This window comes from Streptococcus sp. k-163, assembly GCF_013277555.1.
Taxonomy (GTDB): Bacteria; Bacillota; Bacilli; order Lactobacillales; family Streptococcaceae; genus Streptococcus.
Map to the genome: position 1 here is coordinate 29,556 of NZ_VMND01000002.1, position 19,537 is coordinate 49,092.

Sequence of the window (19,537 nt, forward strand, 5' to 3'; positions counted from 1 at the left end):
ACAGAGTCGAGTGTGACGAGCTCTCTTGTATTTATATGTGAATTATATCACAAAAGAAAGCCTTTTCCAAGGTTTTGGAGGCAAAAAGTCGAATAATCGATTAACCGGTTGATGAGACTGTGAAAAGAACACAAAGACCAGCCTGCAAGCTGGTCATACTCTTCGAAAATCTCTTCAAACCACGTCAGCTTCGCCTTGCTGTATATATGGTTACTGACTTCGTCAGTTTCATCTACAACCTCAAAGCAGTGCTTTGAGCAACCTACGGCTAGCTTCCTAGTTTGCTCTTTGATTTTCATTGAGTATCAGTATAGGTTATAAGAATAAGTCTTGTAGGGTTTTGGCAACCCCGTCTTGGTCGTTGGTCAGGGAAATTTGCTCATCCGCATAGGGGAGTAGCTCTGGATTGGCATTTTTCATGGCATAGCCCTTTCCAGCAAAAGCTAGCATTTCGGTATCATTGTGTTCATCTCCAAAGGCAATCAAATCCTTTTTGTCACGGTTCATTACCTTGAGCAAGTAGTCCAAAGCGAAGGCCTTATTGACTCCTTTTGGGGTACATTCAAGGATATTGAGAGGACCTCCCCAGGTATTAATAGACAGTTGATGCTGGTAGAAGGCGTTCATTTCTTTTGCCAGGGCATACTTGTCACTGGCTCTGGTCTGCAAGAGAATACAGTTAGGGTTCTTGGTCACCAATTCAGGCTTGAATTGATCTTCAGGTTGGAAAGCTTCTACGCCAAATAGTTTGGGATTGGCAATTTCTTCATTAGGATTTGTAATGTAGAATTTTTTACGGTATTCTCCAGCGATAAAATCGGCTTGAATGTCCTCTGAACGTCGAACCATATCTAAAAGATATTTTTTGTCTACCGTTAAACACTTTTCAAAGTCCCAAACTTGGCCTGGTAAATGAGTAAGGGAGCCGTTGAAATTAATCATAGGAGTGTCTAAGCCTAATTCATGGTAGAAATCTTTTGACATGCGGTAAGGGCGACCTGTCGTAATAATAATCTGATGCCCTTGTTCAGCAACTTTTTTAATGGTTTCTTTGGTAAAGTCAGAAATCTGACTGTCTGAGTTGAGCAGGGTTCCATCTAGGTCAACTGCAATAATTTTTTTCGTCATATGAACCTTTCTAGTGTCTTTCCAGATAAGATGTCTACTATTATAACAAAAAGCAGAGAGAAAAGCAGATTCCAAACAAAAAAGAAATTCCATCATTTTATTAAATAAATTAAACAAATATATTGAAAAAGTGAATGATAAATGATATAATTCTATTATTGTTCGTAAAAATTAAAAGGAGATTGATAATGGACAAATTATTTAAACTAAAAGAGAACGGTACAGACGTTCGTACAGAGGTTCTCGCTGGTTTAACAACTTTCTTTGCAATGAGCTATATTCTCTTTGTAAACCCACAAATTCTTTCGCAAACAGGAATGCCTGCTCAGGGTATCTTCCTAGCAACGATTATTGGTTCTGTGGTAGGAACTCTTATGATGGCTTTTTATGCTAACTTACCATATGCTCAAGCACCAGGTATGGGACTGAATGCTTTCTTTACCTTTACAGTTGTCTTTGGACTTGGTTATTCTTGGCAAGAAGCCTTGGCTATGGTTTTCATTTGTGGTATTATTTCATTGATTATTACTTTGACAAATGTACGCAAAATGATCATTGAATCCATTCCTACTGCTCTTCGTTCAGCTATTTCAGCAGGTATCGGTGTTTTCCTTGCCTATGTAGGGATCAAGAATGCTGGACTTTTGAAGTTTACGATTGATCCAGGTAACTATACTGTTGTAGGAGAAGGGGCTGACAAAGCTCAAGCAACGATTGCAGCAAACTCTTCAGCGGTTCCAGGATTGGTTGACTTTAATAACCCAGCTGTTTTGGTAGCTCTTGCAGGACTTGCCATTACTATCTTTTTTGTCATCAAAGGCATTAAGGGAGGGATTATCCTTTCTATCTTAACAACAACAGTTCTTGCAATTGCAGTAGGTTTAGTTAATATTTCTAGCATTGATTTTTCAAATAATCACTTGGGTGCTGCGGTAGAAGATTTGAAGAAAGTTTTTGGTGCAGCTCTTGGTTCAGAAGGTTTGGGAGCTTTGATTTCAGATACAGCTCGCTTACCTGAGACTCTTATGGCTATTCTGGCCTTCTCGTTAACAGATATTTTCGATACAATTGGTACTCTAATTGGTACTGGTGAAAAAGTTGGAATCATTGCTTCTAAAGGTGAAAACAAGGAATCAGTTAAATTGGACAAAGCTCTTTATTCTGATTTAATTGCTACAACAATTGGTGCAGTAGCTGGTACTTCAAACGTGACGACTTATGTTGAGTCTGCTGCTGGTATCGGTGCAGGTGGACGTACTGGTTTGACAGCCTTGGTTGTAGCTATCTGTTTTGCGATCTCAAGCTTCTTTAGCCCACTTTTAGCGATTGTACCAACAGCCGCTACAGCTCCAATCTTAATTATTGTTGGGATTATGATGTTGGCTAGCTTGAAAAATATTCATTGGGATGATATGTCTGAAGCGGTTCCTGCTTTCTTCACATCTATCTTTATGGGATTCAGCTACTCTATCACTCAAGGGATTGCAGTTGGTTTCTTGACTTACACTTTGACTAAGATTGTCAAAGGTCAAGCTAAAGATGTTCATGTCATGATTTGGATTTTGGATGCCTTGTTTATCCTTAACTATATCAGCATGGCCCTATAATAGAATTACCCAGGGGGATTTCCCCCTTTTTTTAATACAAAGTCTAGGAGATGAATGATGGAAGAGAAAAGTATGTGGAAAGAATTGTTGAATCGTGCAGGTTGGATTTTGGTCTTTTTGCTAGCGACAATTTTATATCAGATTCCTTTGGCAGTTACTTCCATTTTAACTTTAAATGCAGTACCACTGTTACAGTCAGGGCTGATAGTTGCTGGTATTTCAATTGTGGTTTTAGCGCTATTTATTATTGGAGCTCGTAAAACGCAGTTAGCAAGTTTTAATTTTTCTTTTTTTAGAGCTAAGGATTTGGCACGTTTAGGCTTGAGTTATTTAGTCATTATCTGTTCAAATATAATTGGTTCTATCTTGTTACAACTGTCAAATGAGACGACAACAGGGAATCAGTCTCAGATTAACGACATGGTTCAGAATAGTTCTCTGATTTCTAGCTTCTTCTTGCTAGCCTTGCTTGCTCCGATTTGTGAGGAAATCTTGTGCCGTGGAATTATTCCTAAAAAGATTTTCCGAGGTAAGGAGAGCTGGGGATTTGTAGTTGGTACGATTGTCTTTGCTTTATTGCATCAACCAAGTAATTTACCTTCTTTATTGATTTATGGAGGTATGTCGATCGTTCTGTCTTGGACGGCTTACAAGACCCAACGTTTGGAAATGTCTATCTTGCTTCACATGATTGTTAATGGGGTTGCTTTCTGTTTGTTGGCTCTTGTGGTGATCATGAGTCGGACATTAGGGATTTCTGTTTAAGATTTTTGACAATTGCTTACTTGTTTCTACTGGGAAAAAGATGAATGCAATCGTGTCCATCTTTTTCTTTTTATGGTAAAATAGAGAAATAATATGATGAAAAGCCTTGAGGGAGTGACCGATATGTCAAGTAAAGCCAATCATGCAAAGACAGCTATTTGCGGAATTATCAATGTAACCCCAGACTCCTTTTCGGATGGTGGTCAATTTTTTGCTCTTGAGCAGGCACTCCAGCAGGCTCGTAAATTGATAGCAGAAGGGGCTAGTATGCTCGATATCGGCGGAGAATCGACTCGGCCGGGAAGTAGCAGTAGCTATGTTGAGATAGAAGAGGAAATCCAGCGTGTTGTTCCAGTGATTAAAGCGATTCGCAAGGAAAGTGATGTCCTCATCTCTATTGATACTTGGAAGAGTCAGGTGGCAGAGGCTGCTTTGGATGCTGGTGCCAATATAGTCAATGATATCACTGGTCTTATGGGTGATGAGAAAATGGCCCATGTGGTTGCTAAGGCTGGTGCGAAAGTAGTCATTATGTTTAATCCAGTCATGGCGCGACCTCAGCATCCTAGCTCGCTCATATTTCCTCATTTCGGTGTTGGTCAAGCTTTTACAGAGGAAGAGTTAGCTGACTTTGAAAAAATGCCAATCGAAGACTTGATGGAGACTTTCTTTGAACGAGCCCTAGCGAGAGCAAATCAAGCTGGAATCGCACAAGAAAATATCCTGTTGGATCTAGGAATCGGCTTTGGTCTGACCAAGAAAGAAAATTTGCTTCTTTTACGGGACCTGGATAAACTACATCAGAAAGGATATCCAATCTTTCTCGGAGTGTCGCGCAAGCGATTTGTCATCAATATTCTTGAAGAAAATGGTTTTGATGTCAATCCTGAGACAGAACTTGGTTTCCGCAATCGAGACACGGCTTCGGCTCATGTAACTAGTATCGCTGCGAGACAGGGTGTAGAAGTGGTGCGAGTGCATGACGTAGCTAGTCACAAGATGGCGGTTGAAATTGCCTCCGCTATTCGTCTGGCTGATGAAGCGGAAAATCTAGATTTAAAACAATATAAATAAGATGAAAGAATTTGAAAATAATCAGTGGATTGCCCACTATCGGACGGATCAACCGCATTTTGGCTTGGAACGAATGGTGGAACTGTTAGCTTTGCGTGACAATCCCCATCTCAAACTCAAGGTCATCCATATCGGAGGGACCAATGGCAAGGGTTCGACTATTGCTTTTTTGAAAAGTATGCTAGAAAAGCTAGGGCTGAGAGTTGGTGTTTTTAGCTCGCCCTATCTCATTCATTACACAGAGCAGATTAGCATCAATGGGGAATCTATCCCAGAAGCGAAGCTAGAAACCCTCATGGAATACTATCAGTCTTTGCTGGAGGGAGAAGCGGCCGCTAATTTACAGGGCACAACCGAGTTTGAGATTATCACAGCCATAGCCTATGACTACTTTGCCTCAGAGCAAGTAGATGTGGCTATCATGGAAGTGGGCATGGGTGGACTCTTGGATAGTACCAATGTCTGCCAGCCTATTCTAACAGGCATCACGACTATTGGACTGGACCATGTAGCCCTTCTTGGTAACACTTTAGAAGCCATAGCAGAGCAGAAAGCTGGTATTATCAAACAAGGTATTCCCTTGGTAACAGGTCGTATCGCTCCAGAAGCTTTGGCTGTGATTGACCGCATTGCGGAAGGGAAAGATGTACCGAGACTTGCCTACGGGGCAAATTATCAGGTTCGTCATAAAGAAAGTGTGGTGACAGGTGAAGTCTTTGACTATACCAGTGCTGTCAGACAAGATCGCTTTCAGACTGGCCTACTTGGTTTGCACCAGATAGAGAATGCTGGGATGGCCATAGCTTTACTTGATACTTTTTGTCAAGAAGATGGTCGAGAACTAGCAAGCAATGACTTGCTTGCTCAGGCCTTGGAAGAAACAGGTTGGCCAGGGCGTTTGGAAATTGTGTCAAGAGATCCCTTGATGATTTTGGATGGGGCTCACAATCCCCATGCCATAAAGGTTTTAATAGCAACCTTGCAAGAACGCTTTGCGGATTATCGTAAGGAAATCCTCTTTACTTGTATCAAAACCAAGGCCTTGGAGGATATGTTGGATTTGCTGGGGGCAATACCAGATACCGAGCTTACCCTGACACACTTTGACGATAGTCGGGCGACTGATGAAAGCATGCTGGAAGAGGCGGCTAAGTCTAGAAATCTCAACTACCAAGGTTGGCAGGATTTTCTAGAGCAGAAATTGACATATAAAAAAGAAGAGAAACAAACAGTTAGGATTGTCACAGGTTCCTTGTATTTCTTGAGCCAAGTGAGAGCCTATCTGATGGAGAGGAAGAACGAGAATGGATACACAAAAGATTGAAGCAGCTGTAAAAATGATTATCGAGGCTGTGGGAGAGGACACTAACCGCGAGGGCTTGCAGGAAACACCTGCTCGTGTGGCTCGTATGTACCAAGAGATTTTTTCAGGTCTTGGTCAAACAGCGGAGGAACATTTGTCAAAATCTTTTGAGATTATTGACGATAATATGGTGGTAGAAAAGGATATCTTTTTCCATACCATGTGTGAACACCACTTCTTGCCATTTTATGGTAGAGCGCATATTGCCTATATTCCAGATGGCCGTGTGGCAGGTTTGTCTAAGCTAGCTCGTACGGTTGAAGTTTATTCGAAAAAACCACAAATTCAAGAACGTTTGAATATCGAAGTGGCCGATGCCTTGATGGAGTATCTAGGTGCTAAAGGAGCCTTTGTTGTCATTGAGGCGGAACATATGTGTATGAGTATGCGTGGTGTCAGAAAACCAGGCACTGCAACCTTGACGACAGTAGCTCGTGGTCTATTTGAAACAGATAAGGACCTCCGAGATCAGGCTTATCGTTTAATGGGACTATAAAAAGAATCCGCTTTGGGCGGATTTTTCTAGAAAGGAATCATTATGGATCAACTGCAGATTAAGGATTTGGAAATTTTTGCCTATCATGGTCTTTTTCCTAGTGAGAAGGAATTGGGGCAGAAGTTTGTCGTTTCAGCCATCTTATCCTATGATATGACCAAGGCGGCTACAGACTTGGATTTAACAGCCTCTGTCCATTACGGAGAACTGTGTCAGCAGTGGACGACTTGGTTTCAGGAAACAACTGAGAACTTGATTGAAACGGTAGCCTACAAACTGGTAGAACGTACTTTTGAGGTCTATCCTCTTGTCCAAGAAATAAAGCTGGAACTGAAAAAACCTTGGGCGCCAGTGCATTTGCCACTAGATACTTGCTCGGTAACCATTCATCGCCGTAAGCAACGGGCCTTTATCGCCCTAGGAAGCAATATGGGAGATAAGCAAGTAAACTTGAAGCAAGCCATTGATAACATGCGAGCTCGTGGTATCCATATTCTCAAAGAGTCTAGTGTCTTAACGACGGAGCCTTGGGGTGGTGTTGAGCAGGATAGCTTTGCTAATCAAGTGGTTGAGGTTGAAACCTGGTTGCCTGCCCCAGTGCTATTAGAGACCTTGTTAGCCATTGAGTCAGAGATGGGACGGGTGAGAGAAGTGCATTGGGGACCTCGTTTGATTGATTTGGACTTGCTCTTTGTGGAGGACCAGATCCTTTATACAGATGACCTTATCTTGCCTCATCCTTACATAGCGGAACGCCTTTTTGTCCTTGAGTCCTTACAGGAAATTGCACCTCATTTTATCCATCCTACATTAAAGCAACCTATCCGTAACTTGTATGATGCTTTGAAAAAATAGAAAAAACTCTAGTTTTCAGTCACTTGCAACTGAAGGCTAGAGTTTTTATACTTTTCGAAAATAAAATTCAAACCACGTTAGCTTCCATCTGTAACCTCAAAACAGTGTTTTGAGCAACCTGCGGCTAGCTTCCTAGTTTGTTCTTTGATTTTCATTGAGTATTAAAATAGGTCATTTTCTTCTGGGAGGAGGATAGTTTCTCTACCGTCCATATCTAAAACCAGTACTCTCGGGGGATAAAGAGGGTCAAAAGAATGGTTAAAGTCAAAATCAATAGCTGTAGGGAGATGTTGACTTGAAAAATGGAAGGTAATTTTTCCTTGGTTATTAAGCAATTGAAACTCGAGTTCTTCTTCCAATTCAAAGACATTTTTTAAGAAGTGGTCAATAATATACCAAAAAGAGTCAATGACATCATCAGGCAAGCTGGTAACAATGCCAAAACTAGCCGACCGCATGTGGGTATTGGTAAAAGCCATATCTTTGCCTCCTTTCTTTTTCCTTATCATACAGCAAATAGGATTAAAAATCAAGAAAAGGTGATTTTTTCTTCATAAACATAGTTTTCTATGAAATTTTTTTCAAACAATCTTCAAAAAATGCTTGAAAGTGTTTACAAATAGTGATAAAATGGAATAAGTAGAATCATGAAAACGAAATTTTCATACCGTCTCTTTTTTGGAGTCTCGTGAGGTATGATATAGAAAGGAAATGGAATGAATACAGACGATACAGTAACGATTTATGATGTCGCCCGTGAAGCAGGAGTTTCAATGGCGACGGTTAGCCGTGTAGTCAATGGCAATAAGAATGTAAAAGAGAATACTCGAAAAAAAGTGCTTGAGGTGATTGACCGTTTGGATTACCGTCCAAATGCAGTGGCGCGTGGTCTGGCAAGTAAAAAGACAACCACTGTCGGTGTCGTGATTCCAAATATTACCAATGGCTATTTTTCAACGCTTGCTAAAGGGATTGATGATATCGCTGAAATGTACAAGTACAATATCGTCCTTGCTAATAGTGATGAGGATGATGACAAGGAAGTTTCAGTGGTTAATACACTGTTTTCTAAGCAAGTGGATGGTATCATCTTTATGGGCTACCACTTGACTGAAAAAATTCGTTCAGAGTTTTCTCGTTCTCGAACACCAGTTGTTCTTGCAGGGACAGTGGATGTAGAACATCAGCTTCCAAGTGTCAATATTGACTACAAACAAGCAACGATTGATGCAGTAACCTACCTTGCTAAAGAAAATGAGCGCATTGCTTTCGTTAGCGGTCCACTAGTGGATGATATCAATGGTAAGGTTCGTTTGGTTGGCTACAAGGAAGCCTTGAAAAAAGCAGGTATTTCTTATAGCGAAGGATTGGTATTTGAGTCTAAATACACTTATGAAGATGGCTATGCCTTGGCAGAGCGTTTAATTTCATCAAACGCAACTGCAGCAGTTGTAACAGGTGATGAATTGGCAGCAGGTGTCTTGAACGGCCTTGCTGATAAGGGTGTGTCAGTACCAGAAGAATTTGAAATTATTACTAGTGATGATTCGCAAGTCTCACGCTTTACCCGTCCAAACTTGACAACTATTGCCCAACCTCTTTATGACCTTGGTGCTATTAGCATGCGTATGTTGACTAAGATTATGCACAAGGAAGAGTTGGAAGAACGTGAAGTTCTCTTACCTCATGGTTTGACAGAACGTCGTTCAACACGAAAACGTAAATAGAAAAAATCAGGGAATCGTGAAGATTTCCTGATTTGTTTTTAGAGAAGGGAATTAGCCTTCCATATAGTCTTTCAAAGCCTGTCCTGTTAGTCCAGCATTGAGGGCAATGAGGAGTTTCAGGCGAGCTTTTTGGGCGTTAAGTTCTTTGACAAAGAAAATACCGGCCTTTTGCAACTGTACGCCCCCACCTTGGTAGGCATAAACAGGTTCTGCGATACCGTTAAAGCATCGTGAAACCAGGGCGACTGGGATTCCTCTTTTCAGAAGGCTTTCTAATTTTTGAGCCGTTTCTTTGGGAATATTACCAGCTCCGAAGGCTTGGATAATCAAACCGTCCAATTGTTCCAAATCCAGCATATCAATCAGCTCATCTGTCATACCAGCATAAGCAGAGATGATAGGGACTAAGCCTTGTATGTGATTAAGGTCAAAGCGGACACGAGGTTCAGCTGTTTTAAAGTAGAGTATTTCCTGTTTCATGATCAGACCAAGTGGCCCGTGTGTTGGAGTCTGGAAGGTGCTGACGTTGGTCGTATGTGTTTTGGTGACATACTTGGCAGCGTGGATTTCATCGTTCATAACAACCAAAACTCCTTTGTCAGCAGCCTTGTCATCGCTAGCTACCCGCAAAGCACTCAGATAATTATAAACACCGTCACTACCGAGTTCGTTAGAGCTGCGCATGGCCCCTGTTAGAACGATAGGCATATGGGGAACTTCCATGGTATCAAGGAAATAGGCTGTTTCCTCTAAAGTATCGGTCCCGTGTGTGATCACCACTCCATCGTAGTTAGCCGCTTCCTCTTTAATTTTCTGGTAGAGGGCCAGCATATGCTTGGGTTTGATATGGGGGCTCGGCAGGTTAAACAAGTCCAAGGCGTGGACTTGGATTCCTTCAAGTGGGTTGGATACATGGTTCATGGGATTATCTGAACTCGTCACAACAGCGCCAGAAGCATCGGCCTGCATGGAAATAGTCCCACCCGTATGTAAAACAAGGATTTTCTTAGGCATGATTTACTCACTCTTTCTGAAATGTGGTATAATCATTGTATCACAAAAGGGGAGATTGGGATAGGATGGAAGTCAAAGCTGTTTTTTTTGATATCGATGGAACCTTGGTCAACGATCGCAAGAGTGTTTTGAAATCCACTAAGGACGCGATTAAAATTGTCAAAGAACAAGGGGTGCTTGTCGGCGTAGCGACAGGTCGAGGACCTTTTTTTGTTAAGGAATTGATGGACGATTTGGATCTGGATTTTGCGGTAACCTACAATGGCCAGTATATCTTTACTAAAGATAGAGTCTTGTTCACGAGCCCTATTTCCAAGCTACACTTGCGCCAGCTCATTACTTATGCTAAAAAAGAGGGCAAGGAGATTGCCCTAGGGACCAAGGATGCCATGTTGGGTTCTAAAATCATGTCCTTTGGTTTGGGTTCTTTTTCCCAACGAATCAGTCGCTTCGTTCCCTCTGTTTTAACTCGTACGGTGAGTCATTCCTTTAATTGTATGGTCAGCAAGGTTGTTCCCCAAAAGGAAGAAGACCTGCTTCATCTGATGAATCAGCCTATCTACCAAGTTTTGATGTTGATGACGCCAGAAGAATCTGAGAAGGCGGCAGCTGATTTTGAAGACTTGAAATTGACACGTAGTAATCCTTTTGCAGCGGATGTCATCAATCAAGGAAACTCTAAATTGGAAGGCATACGCCGAGTCGGGAAAGAATATGGTTTTGATCTCAACCAAGTTATGGCCTTTGGTGATTCGGATAACGACCTTGAAATGCTGGCTGGTGTCGGTATGTCAGTTGCTATGGGAAATGGTAGTAGCAGTGTCAAGGAAGTCGCCAAACACATCACCACCAGCAATCAGCAAGACGGAATCCACAAGGCCTTGGAACATTTTGGTGTTCTGGCCTCAGAAAAAGTCTTTGTCAGCCGTGACTATCATTTCAATAAGGTCAAGACCTTCCACCACATGATGGATGAACGAACCCAAGAAGAACCTCGAGCTTGGGATTTAGAAGGTGCAACCCACAGGGCTGGCTTTAAAATAGAAGAATTGGTGGAGTTTGTTAGAGCTGCCAGTCCTTCTGAAGAGGATTTTTGTCAAGCTCTATCACAACTTCATCAAGCTCTTGATAAGGCAGCAGATAAAGTAGCTAAGAAGACGCCTGCTCAGCAAGATTTGATAGGGCAAGTGGATGCCTTGATTGACACACTTTACTTTACCTACGGTAGTTTTGTTTTGATGGGAGTGGACCCAGAACGTATTTTTGATATTGTTCATCAGGCCAATATGGGGAAAATTTTTCCAGATGGCAAGGCTCATTTTGATCCAGTAACCCATAAAATCTTAAAGCCAGATGATTGGGAAGAAAAATATGCTCCAGAACCTGCTATTAAAAAGGAACTGCAGCGCCAGCTCAAGGCTTACGAACGCCATAAAGAGAGAAATAATACTCAATGAAAATCAAATAGCAAACTAGGAAACTAGCCGCAGGCTGCTCAAAGCACTGCTTTGAGGTTGTAGATAGAACTGACGAAGTCAGCTCAAAACACTGTTTTGAGGTTGCAGATGAAACTGACGAAGTCAGTAACATATATACGGCAAGGCGACGTTGACGTGGTTTGAAGAGATTTTCGAAGAGTATAAATAGTAAACAAAAAGGAGTGCTGAGCTCCTTTTCTTCGTGACTATAAGGTTTTTTCTTGTTCTCTCACCACCAGCAAATCGACCTTAGCATGGCGGAGGATGTATTCAGAGGAAGAGCCGACCAAGAGGCGTTCAAAGGCGTTGAGACCAGTTGCGCCAACGAGGATGAGATCCACTTCCTCAGCATCTGGAATAGTACGTGCCAAGAGGGTTTTTGGATTTCCCATTTCAATAACGATATGAACATCTGCTACACCAGCATCTTTAGCACGTTTTTCGTACTCTTTCATCAGACTTTCAGCGTCGACTTGGAGTTCTTTGTAAACTTCAGCATCAAAGGTGGATACGCTTTGGAGTGCTCGTGTGTCAATGACATGAGCGATGGTGAGTTTAGCGTCGTTTCGTAGAGCAGAATGGACTCCCTTGACAAAAGCCAAGTCCGCTTCTTTAGAACCATCAATTGCGACCATGATATTTTGGTAACGTTGTGCCATAATGAAACCTCCTGAAATTTTCTTACTATAATTGTAAACCTTTTCACTATAGAAGTAAAGCAAAAAAGTATTTTTCAAAAGAATCTTAGCGCTTAAAATCTATATAAATATATGATAAAATAAAAGAAAAGATAGCAGGAAACAAGTGAAGGGAGGGAGAATGATGAAAAACTCTTTTCAAACATCAAATTTCCTTTATTATGGAATTATCCTAGTTTCAGTCTTGCTAGAAGTGATTATGATCTGGCAATTAGATAGGTTGATTCCGCTTCTTTATCCAGGTTTTGTTGGCTTTTTAGTCTTTCATGTACTCTACCATCTGTTATTGTTCCTAGTTGCAAAAAGAAGTGGGCGTTGGGATTGCTTGATGATATGGGGACTTTTCCTCATGTTCAATCTTCTTTATGACTCCTTTTTAGGCTTGCTTTTTCTAGGTTTATCTTTTGGTATGTGATGTGTCTTTGTAAAATGCCTGCTATCTCCCCTGTCTTGACCTCGCTTTTAGTGAGGCTTTTCTTCTGTAGGATTTTAGTAACACATTTCAGTAAACTTGTCGCATTCTCTTTCTAGTGGTATAATGTTACTATCTCGATGAATTGAGGAAACAAGATGAAAGAATATAACAAATCTAGTAAGTTAGAGCATGTTGCTTATGATATCCGTGGCCCTGTATTGGAAGAAGCCATGCGAATGCGAGCAAACGGAGAAAAGATTTTACGTCTGAATACAGGAAATCCAGCAGAATTTGGTTTTACAGCGCCAGACGAAGTCATTCATGACTTGATTATGAATGCGCGTGATAGTGAGGGGTATTCTGACTCCAAAGGGATTTTCTCAGCCCGTAAGGCCATCATGCAGTATTGCCAATTGAAGAAATTCCCAAACGTAGATATTGATGATATCTACCTTGGAAATGGTGTCAGTGAGCTGATTGTCATGTCCATGCAGGGACTTTTGGACAATGGAGACGAGGTCTTGGTGCCTATGCCAGACTATCCTCTATGGACAGCTGCTGTCAGCCTTGCTGGGGGAAATGCCGTTCACTATATCTGTGATGAAGCTGCAGAATGGTACCCAGATATTGACGATATCAAGTCAAAAATCACTTCCAATACCAAGGCAATCGTCCTTATCAATCCAAATAACCCAACTGGCGCCCTTTATCCTGAGGAACTCTTACTGGAGATTATTGAGATTGCCCGTCAAAACGATTTGATTATCTTTGCGGATGAAATTTACGACCGTATGGTCATGGATGGGCATGTGCATACGCCTGTGGCGAGCTTGGCACCAGATGTCTTCTGTGTCAGCATGAATGGTCTCTCAAAATCCCACCGTATTGCTGGTTTCCGTGTGGGTTGGATGGTCTTGTCTGGTCCTAAGACACACGTTAAAGGCTATATCGAAGGGCTCAATATGTTGTCCAATATGCGCCTTTGCTCTAACGTTTTGGCCCAGCAAGTCGTACAAACTTCCTTGGGTGGCCACCAATCAGTTGATGAATTGCTTCTTCCAGGTGGACGAATTTACGAGCAAAGAAACTTTATCTACAATGCCATTCAAGAAATCCCAGGTTTGTCTGCTGTTAAACCCAAAGCCGGACTCTATATCTTCCCTAAAATCGACCGAAATATGTACCGTATTGATGATGATGAGCAGTTTGTCCTTGATTTCTTGAAGCAGGAAAAGGTTCTCTTGGTTCATGGTCGAGGCTTTAACTGGAAGGAACCAGACCACTTCCGCATTGTTTACCTTCCTCGTGTTGATGAGTTAGCCCAAATCCAAGAAAAGATGACTCGTTTCTTGAAACAGTATCGTAGATAGGGCTTACATCAGAAAAAGCGTTAAAAAGCTGGAAACATTTGCCTAGAGCTATTGACAAAAGTAAAAGAATCAGATAGAATAGTAAAGTATGTTTAGTAACTGATCACTTTATAGCCGGCTAAACGAATACAAAATCTATGAGGAGGTATTCATCGTGAAACGTACTTATCAACCAAGTAAACTTCGTCGTGCGCGCAAACACGGATTCCGTAACCGTATGTCAACTAAAAACGGTCGTCGCGTATTGGCAGCTCGTCGTCGTAAAGGACGCAAAGTTTTGGCTGCATAATCCAAACGAACCATATCAAAAATCAGTAGGAACTCGAGTCTACTGATTTTTATTTTTGTAAAAAAAGCTCAAAATACTTTATATTTTTGCTCAAATGGTGTATAATATTTCACATACTGTAAAAAATGGAGAATAATCATGAAGAAATCAAAAGTTATGCTTTTTGGAGCTATGGCTTTGACAGCAGGTCTAGCTCTAGCGGCATGTGGGTCTTCCCAATCAAGTAATACAGACAAGACTTACTCTTATATCTTTGTTAATAACCCAGATACCTTGGATTATATTACCTCTACACGAGATTCTACATCTAGTATCACAACCAACTTGATTGATGGTTTGTTGGAAAATGACCAGTACGGCAATCTCATCCCGTCTATGGCTGAGTCATGGACTGTATCAAAAGATGGTTTGACCTACACTTATAAGATCCGTCAGGGGGCCAAATGGTACACTTCTGAAGGAGAAGAGTATGCGGATGTAACAGCTCATGATTTTGTGACTGGTCTTAAGTATGCGGCGGATAAAAAGGCTGAAAACTTGTACTTGGTACAAGACTCTATTAAAGGGTTAGCAGACTATGTTGAAGGGCAATCATCTGATTTTGGAACTGTTGGTGTTAAGGCGGTGGATGATTACACGCTACAATACACTCTCAACCAGCCTGAGACTTATTGGAACTCTAAAACAACAGCAAGTATTCTTAGTCCGGTAAACGAAGCTTTCTTGAAGTCTAAGGGAGATGACTTTGGAAGTGTGACACCATCAAGTATCTTGTCAAATGGTCCTTACTTATTTAAATCATTCACATCAAAATCTTTGATTGAACTTGATAAAAACCCTAATTACTGGGATAAGGACAATGTTAAAATCGAGAAAGTGAAACTTTCTTTCTTTGACGGTTCTGACCAAGACAGCATTGCAAGAGGTTTCTTGGATGGTAACTATACTGATGGCCGTATCTTCCCAACAAGTTCAGTCTTTTCTGAGCTTAAGAAGGGAAATGAGGACAAGATTACCTATACACCGCAAAATTCAGTTACTTTCTATTATCTTTTCAATGTGAATCGTCAAAGCTACAAGCAGACTATGAAACAGTCTGATAAGGAAAAGACAGATTCACGCGCAGCTATGCAAAATAAGGATTTCCGTCAGGCTATCAACTTTGCCTTTGACCGTCATGCTTATGCAGCACAGACAAATGGTGAAGATGGAGCAGACCGTATCTTACGTAACACGATTACACCAAGTAACTTTGTCCAAGTTGGCGATAAGAACTTCGGTGATATTGTCAATGAAAAAATTGTTAACTACGGTAAAGATTGGGCAAATATCAACCTAAACGATGGTAAGCAAGCCTTCTTGAACCCTGACAAGGCCAAAGAGAAATTTGCTAAGGCTAAAGAAAGTCTTCAAGCTCAGGGAGTAACCTTCCCAATTCATTTGGATATGCCAGTTGACCAGACTGCTAAGCTAGATGTGCAACAGGCTGGCTCTCTCAAGCAAACAGTAGAAGCCACTCTTGGTAAGGATAATGTTGTCATCGATGTTATCCAACTTTCTCCAGATGAAAAAGATCAGGCAACCTACTTTGCAGATACAGCAGAACAAAAAGACTACGATATTGACGTCTCAGGATGGGGTGGAGACTACTCGGATCCGAAGACTTACCTAGCGATTCTAGATCCAGAGACTGGTTCTCAGTTGAAAAACATGGGCTTGTCTGAAGGAAAAGACAAGGAAGTTAAGGATAAGATTGGTCTTGCTGACTACAAGAAACTCTTGGATCAGGCAGATGCTGAAATCACAGATACTAATGCTCGCTATGAAAAATATGCTGAAGCCCAAGCTTGGTTGACAGATAGTGCCCTCTTCCTACCAGTTCAAAGTGGCGGAGCCAATCCAATCTTCCGTAAGACAGTACCGTTTACAGGCCCATTCTCATTCGTTGGTCATAAGGGAAATGCGGACAACTACAAATATGTTGAATTGCAAAAAGAGCCAGTAACTGCTAAACAATACCAAGAACTCTATGAAAAATGGCTGAAAGAAAAAGCTGAGTCAAATAAAAAAGCTCAGGAAGATTTAGCTAACCACATTCAATAGTATTCCTAGTCATGCTTTTCAGTTAATACTCTTCGAAAATCTCTTCAAACCACGTCAGCTTCACCTTGCCGTAGGTATGTTACTGACTTCGTCAGTTTCATCTACAACCTCAAAGCAGTGCTTTGAGCAGCCTGCGGCTAGCTTCCTAGTTTGCTCTTTGATTTTCATTGAGTATAAGCCTAGTGACTGGATTCATAAAAAGGCCTTACCAGATACTTCTTGGTTCTGGTAGGGCCTTTTCTTTATTCTTTTAAGTGATAAGAGTAGCTAGCAACAACGACGTCTTGGTGCCAACGAAGGGCGTATTTGAGTTTGAGACTCATCTGATTGTGCAGGATATTCTGCCAAGGTTTATTAGGGATAAACTGGGGTATTAGGACTACTTGCTAAGGCCCATAGGCGATGGAGGACAGAGCGCCGCTTGACAAGATGGTCAAGGTCTGTATTTTTTCCAGTAGTCCCCCTTCGCCTTCGGTCGAGGACTTAAGAGGACGACCGATGAAGGTCTGTTTTAATTTTGTAAACATGATCATTTCCTTTATTGAAAAATTCAATAAGTGTTATTATACTGTTTTGAAAAAAGAGCATCAAGAGATGATAATGGGTTTTAGAATATTTTTTTCAGATGGGGAGAGAGGTCAGTTTTTTTGCTATAATAGTAGATAGAAAACGAGGTTAGAAGAGATGATTTTTGATACACATACACACTTGAATGTAGAAGAATTTGCAGGTCGTGAGGCAGAAGAAATTACCTTGGCTGCTGAGATGGGTGTGACACAGATGAATATTGTTGGTTTTGATCAACCGACGATTGAGCGTGCCTTGGAGTTGGTAGATGAGTATGAGCAACTTTACGCGACTATTGGTTGGCATCCGACAGAGGCAGGGACTTATACAGAGGAGATTGAAGACTACTTGCTTGATAAGCTCAAACATCCCAAGGTTGTTGCTTTAGGTGAGATTGGTTTGGATTATCATTGGATGACAGCGTCAAAAGAGGTGCAGGAGCAGGTTTTTCGCCGTCAGATTCAGCTATCTAAGGATTTGGATTTGCCTTTTGTTGTCCATACACGTGATGCGCTAGAAGATACCTATGAGATTATCAAGAGCGAGGGCGTTGGTCCTCGAGGTGGCATCATGCATTCATTTTCAGGGACGCTTGAGTGGGCAGAGAAGTTTGTCGCGCTTGGCATGACTATTTCCTTCTCAGGAGTGGTGACTTTCAAGAAGGCAACTGACATCCAAGAAGCAGCTAAAGAGTTACCTTTGGACAAGATTTTGGTGGAAACAGATGCGCCTTACTTAGCACCTGTACCCAAGCGTGGTCGCGAAAACAAAACAGCCTATACTCGCTATGTAGTGGACTTTATCGCGGATTTGCGTGGCATGACGACAGAAGAGTTAGCCACAGTAACAACTGCAAATGCAGAGCGCATTTTTGGATTGGACAGCAAGTAATGAAAGAAAAAATTTCTCAAGTCATCGTGGTTGAAGGTCGCGATGATACGGCCAATCTCAAGCGTTTCTTTGATGTGGATACTTATGAGACACGAGGTTCTGCCATCAATGATCAGGATATAGAGCGGATTCAGCGCCTGCACCAACGTCATGGAGTTATTGTCTTTACAGACCCAGATTTTAATGGGGAGCGGATTCGGCGCATGATTATGACGGCCATTCCAACGGTTCAGCATGCCTTCCTCAAACGAGATGAAGCTGTTCCTAAGTCCAAAACTAAGGGGCGTTCTCTGGGAATTGAGCATGCCAGCTATGAAGACCTGAAAACAGCTCTAGCTCAGGTGACAGAACAATTTGAACATGAGAGCCAGTTTGATATCAGTCGTAGCGATTTGATTCGCCTTGGTTTTCTAGCAGGGGCAGATAGCCGTAAGCGCAGAGAATATCTGGGAGAGGCTCTCCGAATCGGCTATTCTAACGGCAAGCAACTTCTCAAGCGCCTAGAGTTGTTTGGGGTCACCTTGGCAGAAGTGGAAGAAGCTATGAAAAGTTATGAGTAGGAAAGATGTGCCCGTTACAATTTTTTAAATTTCCCAGTATTTTTCGAAGCAGGTAGAAGAGGAGACGTCTGATGTTAATTGGTCAAAAAATTAAAGAGATTCGGATAGAAAAAGGAATTAGTCGTCCAGATTTTTGTGGAGATGAGCAAGAACTGACAGTTCGTCAACTGTCGCGAATTGAAAGTGGAGCTTCGCAACCGAGTTTGCCGAAGTTAGACTATATTGCTCGTCGTTTAGGAGTTCCAGCTTATAGCCTTATGCCGGATTTTTCAGCTCTTCCTCCTGCTTATTTAGAATTGAAATACCAGATTTTACGTGAACCAATCTATGGTAAAGAAGAGGAATACGATAAGAAAGAAGCGTGTTTGGAAGAGATTTATAAAATATACTTTGATAATCTTCCTAAAGAAGAACAATTAGTATGTGAAGTATTGCAGGCGTGTTTAGATACTTCTAGAACTAGAAGGCCTGAATACGCAGAGTTAATACTTGAGGAACATATGCCTCAGATTATAGAAAAAGAAGCTTATTCAATAAATGATATGTTGTTGATTCGTTTGTTTTTTTATCAAATGCTTATTAGAAAAGATCTTGCCAAATTTGTGAATCAAATCGAAAAGCTAATGCTCTTTCTTTTAGAACAGAAGAAGGTAACTCAATTAGAAAACTTCTTTATAATTAGAGATACTCTTATTTCAGGAATGTGTTGTCTTGAAAAGGTAGGAGTAACGGATTGCTTTAATGATTATCTATCGTGTTTACAAGAAATTATGGATAAAACCCAAGATTATCAAAAGAAACCCCTTGTATTTATGTTTTTGTGGAAGCAAGCATTAAGAGTAGAAAGAGATTTTAGTTTATCTGAATCATTTTATCAGTCTTCTAAAACATTTGCGCAGCTAATTGGAGATGAATTTCTAGTAAAGAAATTGACAGAGGAATGGCAAGAGGATGTAAAAAAATATTTATAAACATAGTAAAGCATAGTGAAGCAATGACAAAAATGTCCTTGTTCTGGTCTTGAAATAGTTCTAAAGTTCGTCTTTAGGGCTGTTTTTAATATATAAGTTAAAAATAAAATGAAATAGTTAGATTCTAAGGACATTGATGTCCTTGGTAGTTCTTGAAGAAACGGAT

General features: G+C 41.1%; 19 protein-coding genes and 1 pseudogene. 15 read left to right on the forward strand and 5 right to left on the reverse strand.

All coding sequences use genetic code 11. The features are described 5' to 3' along the window. Positions 1-315 precede the first annotated feature (315 nt). A complete protein-coding gene (locus tag HT731_RS00430) occupies positions 316-1,128 on the reverse strand; it encodes a Cof-type HAD-IIB family hydrolase (RefSeq protein ID WP_173277162.1) in 813 nt (270 codons plus the stop codon). A gap of 188 nt (positions 1,129-1,316) precedes the next feature. Between HT731_RS00430 and HT731_RS00435 the strand changes: the two genes are divergently transcribed. From HT731_RS00435 to folK, 6 genes are all read left to right on the forward strand, one after another. Beyond that, the gene (locus HT731_RS00435) at positions 1,317-2,735 is read left to right on the forward strand and encodes an NCS2 family permease (RefSeq protein ID WP_173277165.1); all 1,419 of its coding nucleotides are present in this window, start codon (positions 1,317-1,319) and stop codon (positions 2,733-2,735) included. A gap of 57 nt (positions 2,736-2,792) precedes the next feature. Beyond that, on the forward strand, positions 2,793-3,500 hold the full coding sequence (locus HT731_RS00440) for a CPBP family intramembrane glutamic endopeptidase (protein WP_050205223.1): 708 nt from the start codon (positions 2,793-2,795) through the stop codon (positions 3,498-3,500). A 93-nt stretch (positions 3,501-3,593) separates the two neighbouring features. Beyond that, positions 3,594-4,574: a dihydropteroate synthase gene (folP, locus tag HT731_RS00445; protein WP_173277168.1), complete on the forward strand. Its 981-nt coding sequence runs from the start codon at positions 3,594-3,596 to the stop codon at positions 4,572-4,574. A 1-nt stretch (position 4,575) separates the two neighbouring features. Continuing rightward, positions 4,576-5,898 (forward strand): folylpolyglutamate synthase/dihydrofolate synthase family protein, encoded by a 1,323-nt coding sequence (locus HT731_RS00450; RefSeq protein WP_069129773.1) that lies wholly within the window; start codon positions 4,576-4,578, stop codon positions 5,896-5,898. Continuing rightward, positions 5,879-6,433 carry a GTP cyclohydrolase I FolE gene (gene folE / locus HT731_RS00455; protein ID WP_000380920.1) on the forward strand — a complete coding sequence of 185 codons (555 nt, stop codon included), beginning with the start codon at positions 5,879-5,881 and terminating at the stop codon, positions 6,431-6,433. The genes HT731_RS00450 and folE overlap by 20 nt, the downstream gene beginning before the upstream one ends. Before the next feature lie 42 nt (positions 6,434-6,475). Next, positions 6,476-7,288, forward strand: a complete 813-nt coding sequence (gene folK, locus HT731_RS00460) for a 2-amino-4-hydroxy-6-hydroxymethyldihydropteridine diphosphokinase (protein ID WP_173277170.1) — start codon at positions 6,476-6,478, stop codon at positions 7,286-7,288. A 161-nt stretch (positions 7,289-7,449) separates the two neighbouring features. On the opposite strand, the gene HT731_RS00465 is transcribed toward folK, so the two are convergent. Beyond that, positions 7,450-7,767: a DUF960 domain-containing protein gene (locus HT731_RS00465; RefSeq protein ID WP_125411348.1), complete on the reverse strand. Its 318-nt coding sequence runs from the start codon at positions 7,765-7,767 to the stop codon at positions 7,450-7,452. A gap of 237 nt (positions 7,768-8,004) precedes the next feature. On the opposite strand from HT731_RS00465, the gene ccpA reads away from it, so the two are divergent. After that, a complete protein-coding gene (gene ccpA, locus HT731_RS00470) occupies positions 8,005-9,015 on the forward strand; it encodes a catabolite control protein A (protein WP_001090628.1) in 1,011 nt (336 codons plus the stop codon). Between the two features lie 51 nt (positions 9,016-9,066). On the opposite strand, the gene HT731_RS00475 is transcribed toward ccpA, so the two are convergent. After that, the gene (locus tag HT731_RS00475; RefSeq protein WP_173277173.1) at positions 9,067-10,029 is read right to left on the reverse strand and encodes an asparaginase; all 963 of its coding nucleotides are present in this window, start codon (positions 10,027-10,029) and stop codon (positions 9,067-9,069) included. Between the two features lie 65 nt (positions 10,030-10,094). Here HT731_RS00475 and HT731_RS00480 point away from each other — a divergent pair, with 65 nt between their 5' ends. After that, on the forward strand, positions 10,095-11,486 hold the full coding sequence (locus tag HT731_RS00480; RefSeq protein WP_173277175.1) for a Cof-type HAD-IIB family hydrolase: 1,392 nt from the start codon (positions 10,095-10,097) through the stop codon (positions 11,484-11,486). A 227-nt stretch (positions 11,487-11,713) separates the two neighbouring features. Here the strand turns inward: HT731_RS00480 and HT731_RS00485 are convergent, their stop codons facing one another. Further along, positions 11,714-12,166: a universal stress protein gene (locus tag HT731_RS00485; RefSeq protein WP_138026789.1), complete on the reverse strand. Its 453-nt coding sequence runs from the start codon at positions 12,164-12,166 to the stop codon at positions 11,714-11,716. Between the two features lie 160 nt (positions 12,167-12,326). Between HT731_RS00485 and HT731_RS00490 the strand changes: the two genes are divergently transcribed. The 4 genes from HT731_RS00490 (at position 12,327) to HT731_RS00505 (ending at position 16,382) form a co-directional block, all read left to right on the forward strand. Next, positions 12,327-12,620, forward strand: a complete 294-nt coding sequence (locus HT731_RS00490) for a hypothetical protein (RefSeq protein WP_173277178.1) — start codon at positions 12,327-12,329, stop codon at positions 12,618-12,620. Positions 12,621-12,775: 155 nt separating this feature from the next. Continuing rightward, on the forward strand, positions 12,776-13,990 hold the full coding sequence (locus tag HT731_RS00495; protein WP_173277182.1) for a pyridoxal phosphate-dependent aminotransferase: 1,215 nt from the start codon (positions 12,776-12,778) through the stop codon (positions 13,988-13,990). Between the two features lie 154 nt (positions 13,991-14,144). Continuing rightward, entirely contained in the window at positions 14,145-14,279 is a 135-nt protein-coding gene (gene rpmH, locus HT731_RS00500; protein WP_000831905.1) for a 50S ribosomal protein L34, read from the forward strand. A gap of 138 nt (positions 14,280-14,417) precedes the next feature. Next, positions 14,418-16,382, forward strand: a complete 1,965-nt coding sequence (locus HT731_RS00505) for a peptide ABC transporter substrate-binding protein (RefSeq protein WP_173277185.1) — start codon at positions 14,418-14,420, stop codon at positions 16,380-16,382. Between the two features lie 386 nt (positions 16,383-16,768). Here HT731_RS00505 and HT731_RS00510 read toward each other — a convergent pair whose 3' ends face one another. Further along, positions 16,769-16,909 (reverse strand): hypothetical protein, encoded by a 141-nt coding sequence (locus HT731_RS00510; RefSeq protein ID WP_004249917.1) that lies wholly within the window; start codon positions 16,907-16,909, stop codon positions 16,769-16,771. A 157-nt stretch (positions 16,910-17,066) separates the two neighbouring features. On the opposite strand from HT731_RS00510, the gene HT731_RS00515 reads away from it, so the two are divergent. From HT731_RS00515 to HT731_RS00525, 3 genes and pseudogenes are all read left to right on the forward strand, one after another. After that, entirely contained in the window at positions 17,067-17,840 is a 774-nt protein-coding gene (locus tag HT731_RS00515; protein WP_173277186.1) for a TatD family hydrolase, read from the forward strand. Then, a complete protein-coding gene (gene rnmV, locus HT731_RS00520; protein ID WP_173277188.1) occupies positions 17,840-18,400 on the forward strand; it encodes a ribonuclease M5 in 561 nt (186 codons plus the stop codon). Before HT731_RS00515 ends, rnmV begins: the two co-directional genes overlap by 1 nt. A gap of 71 nt (positions 18,401-18,471) precedes the next feature. Further along, positions 18,472-19,424: pseudogene (locus HT731_RS00525) on the forward strand (XRE family transcriptional regulator). The last annotated feature ends 113 nt before the right edge of the window (positions 19,425-19,537 follow it).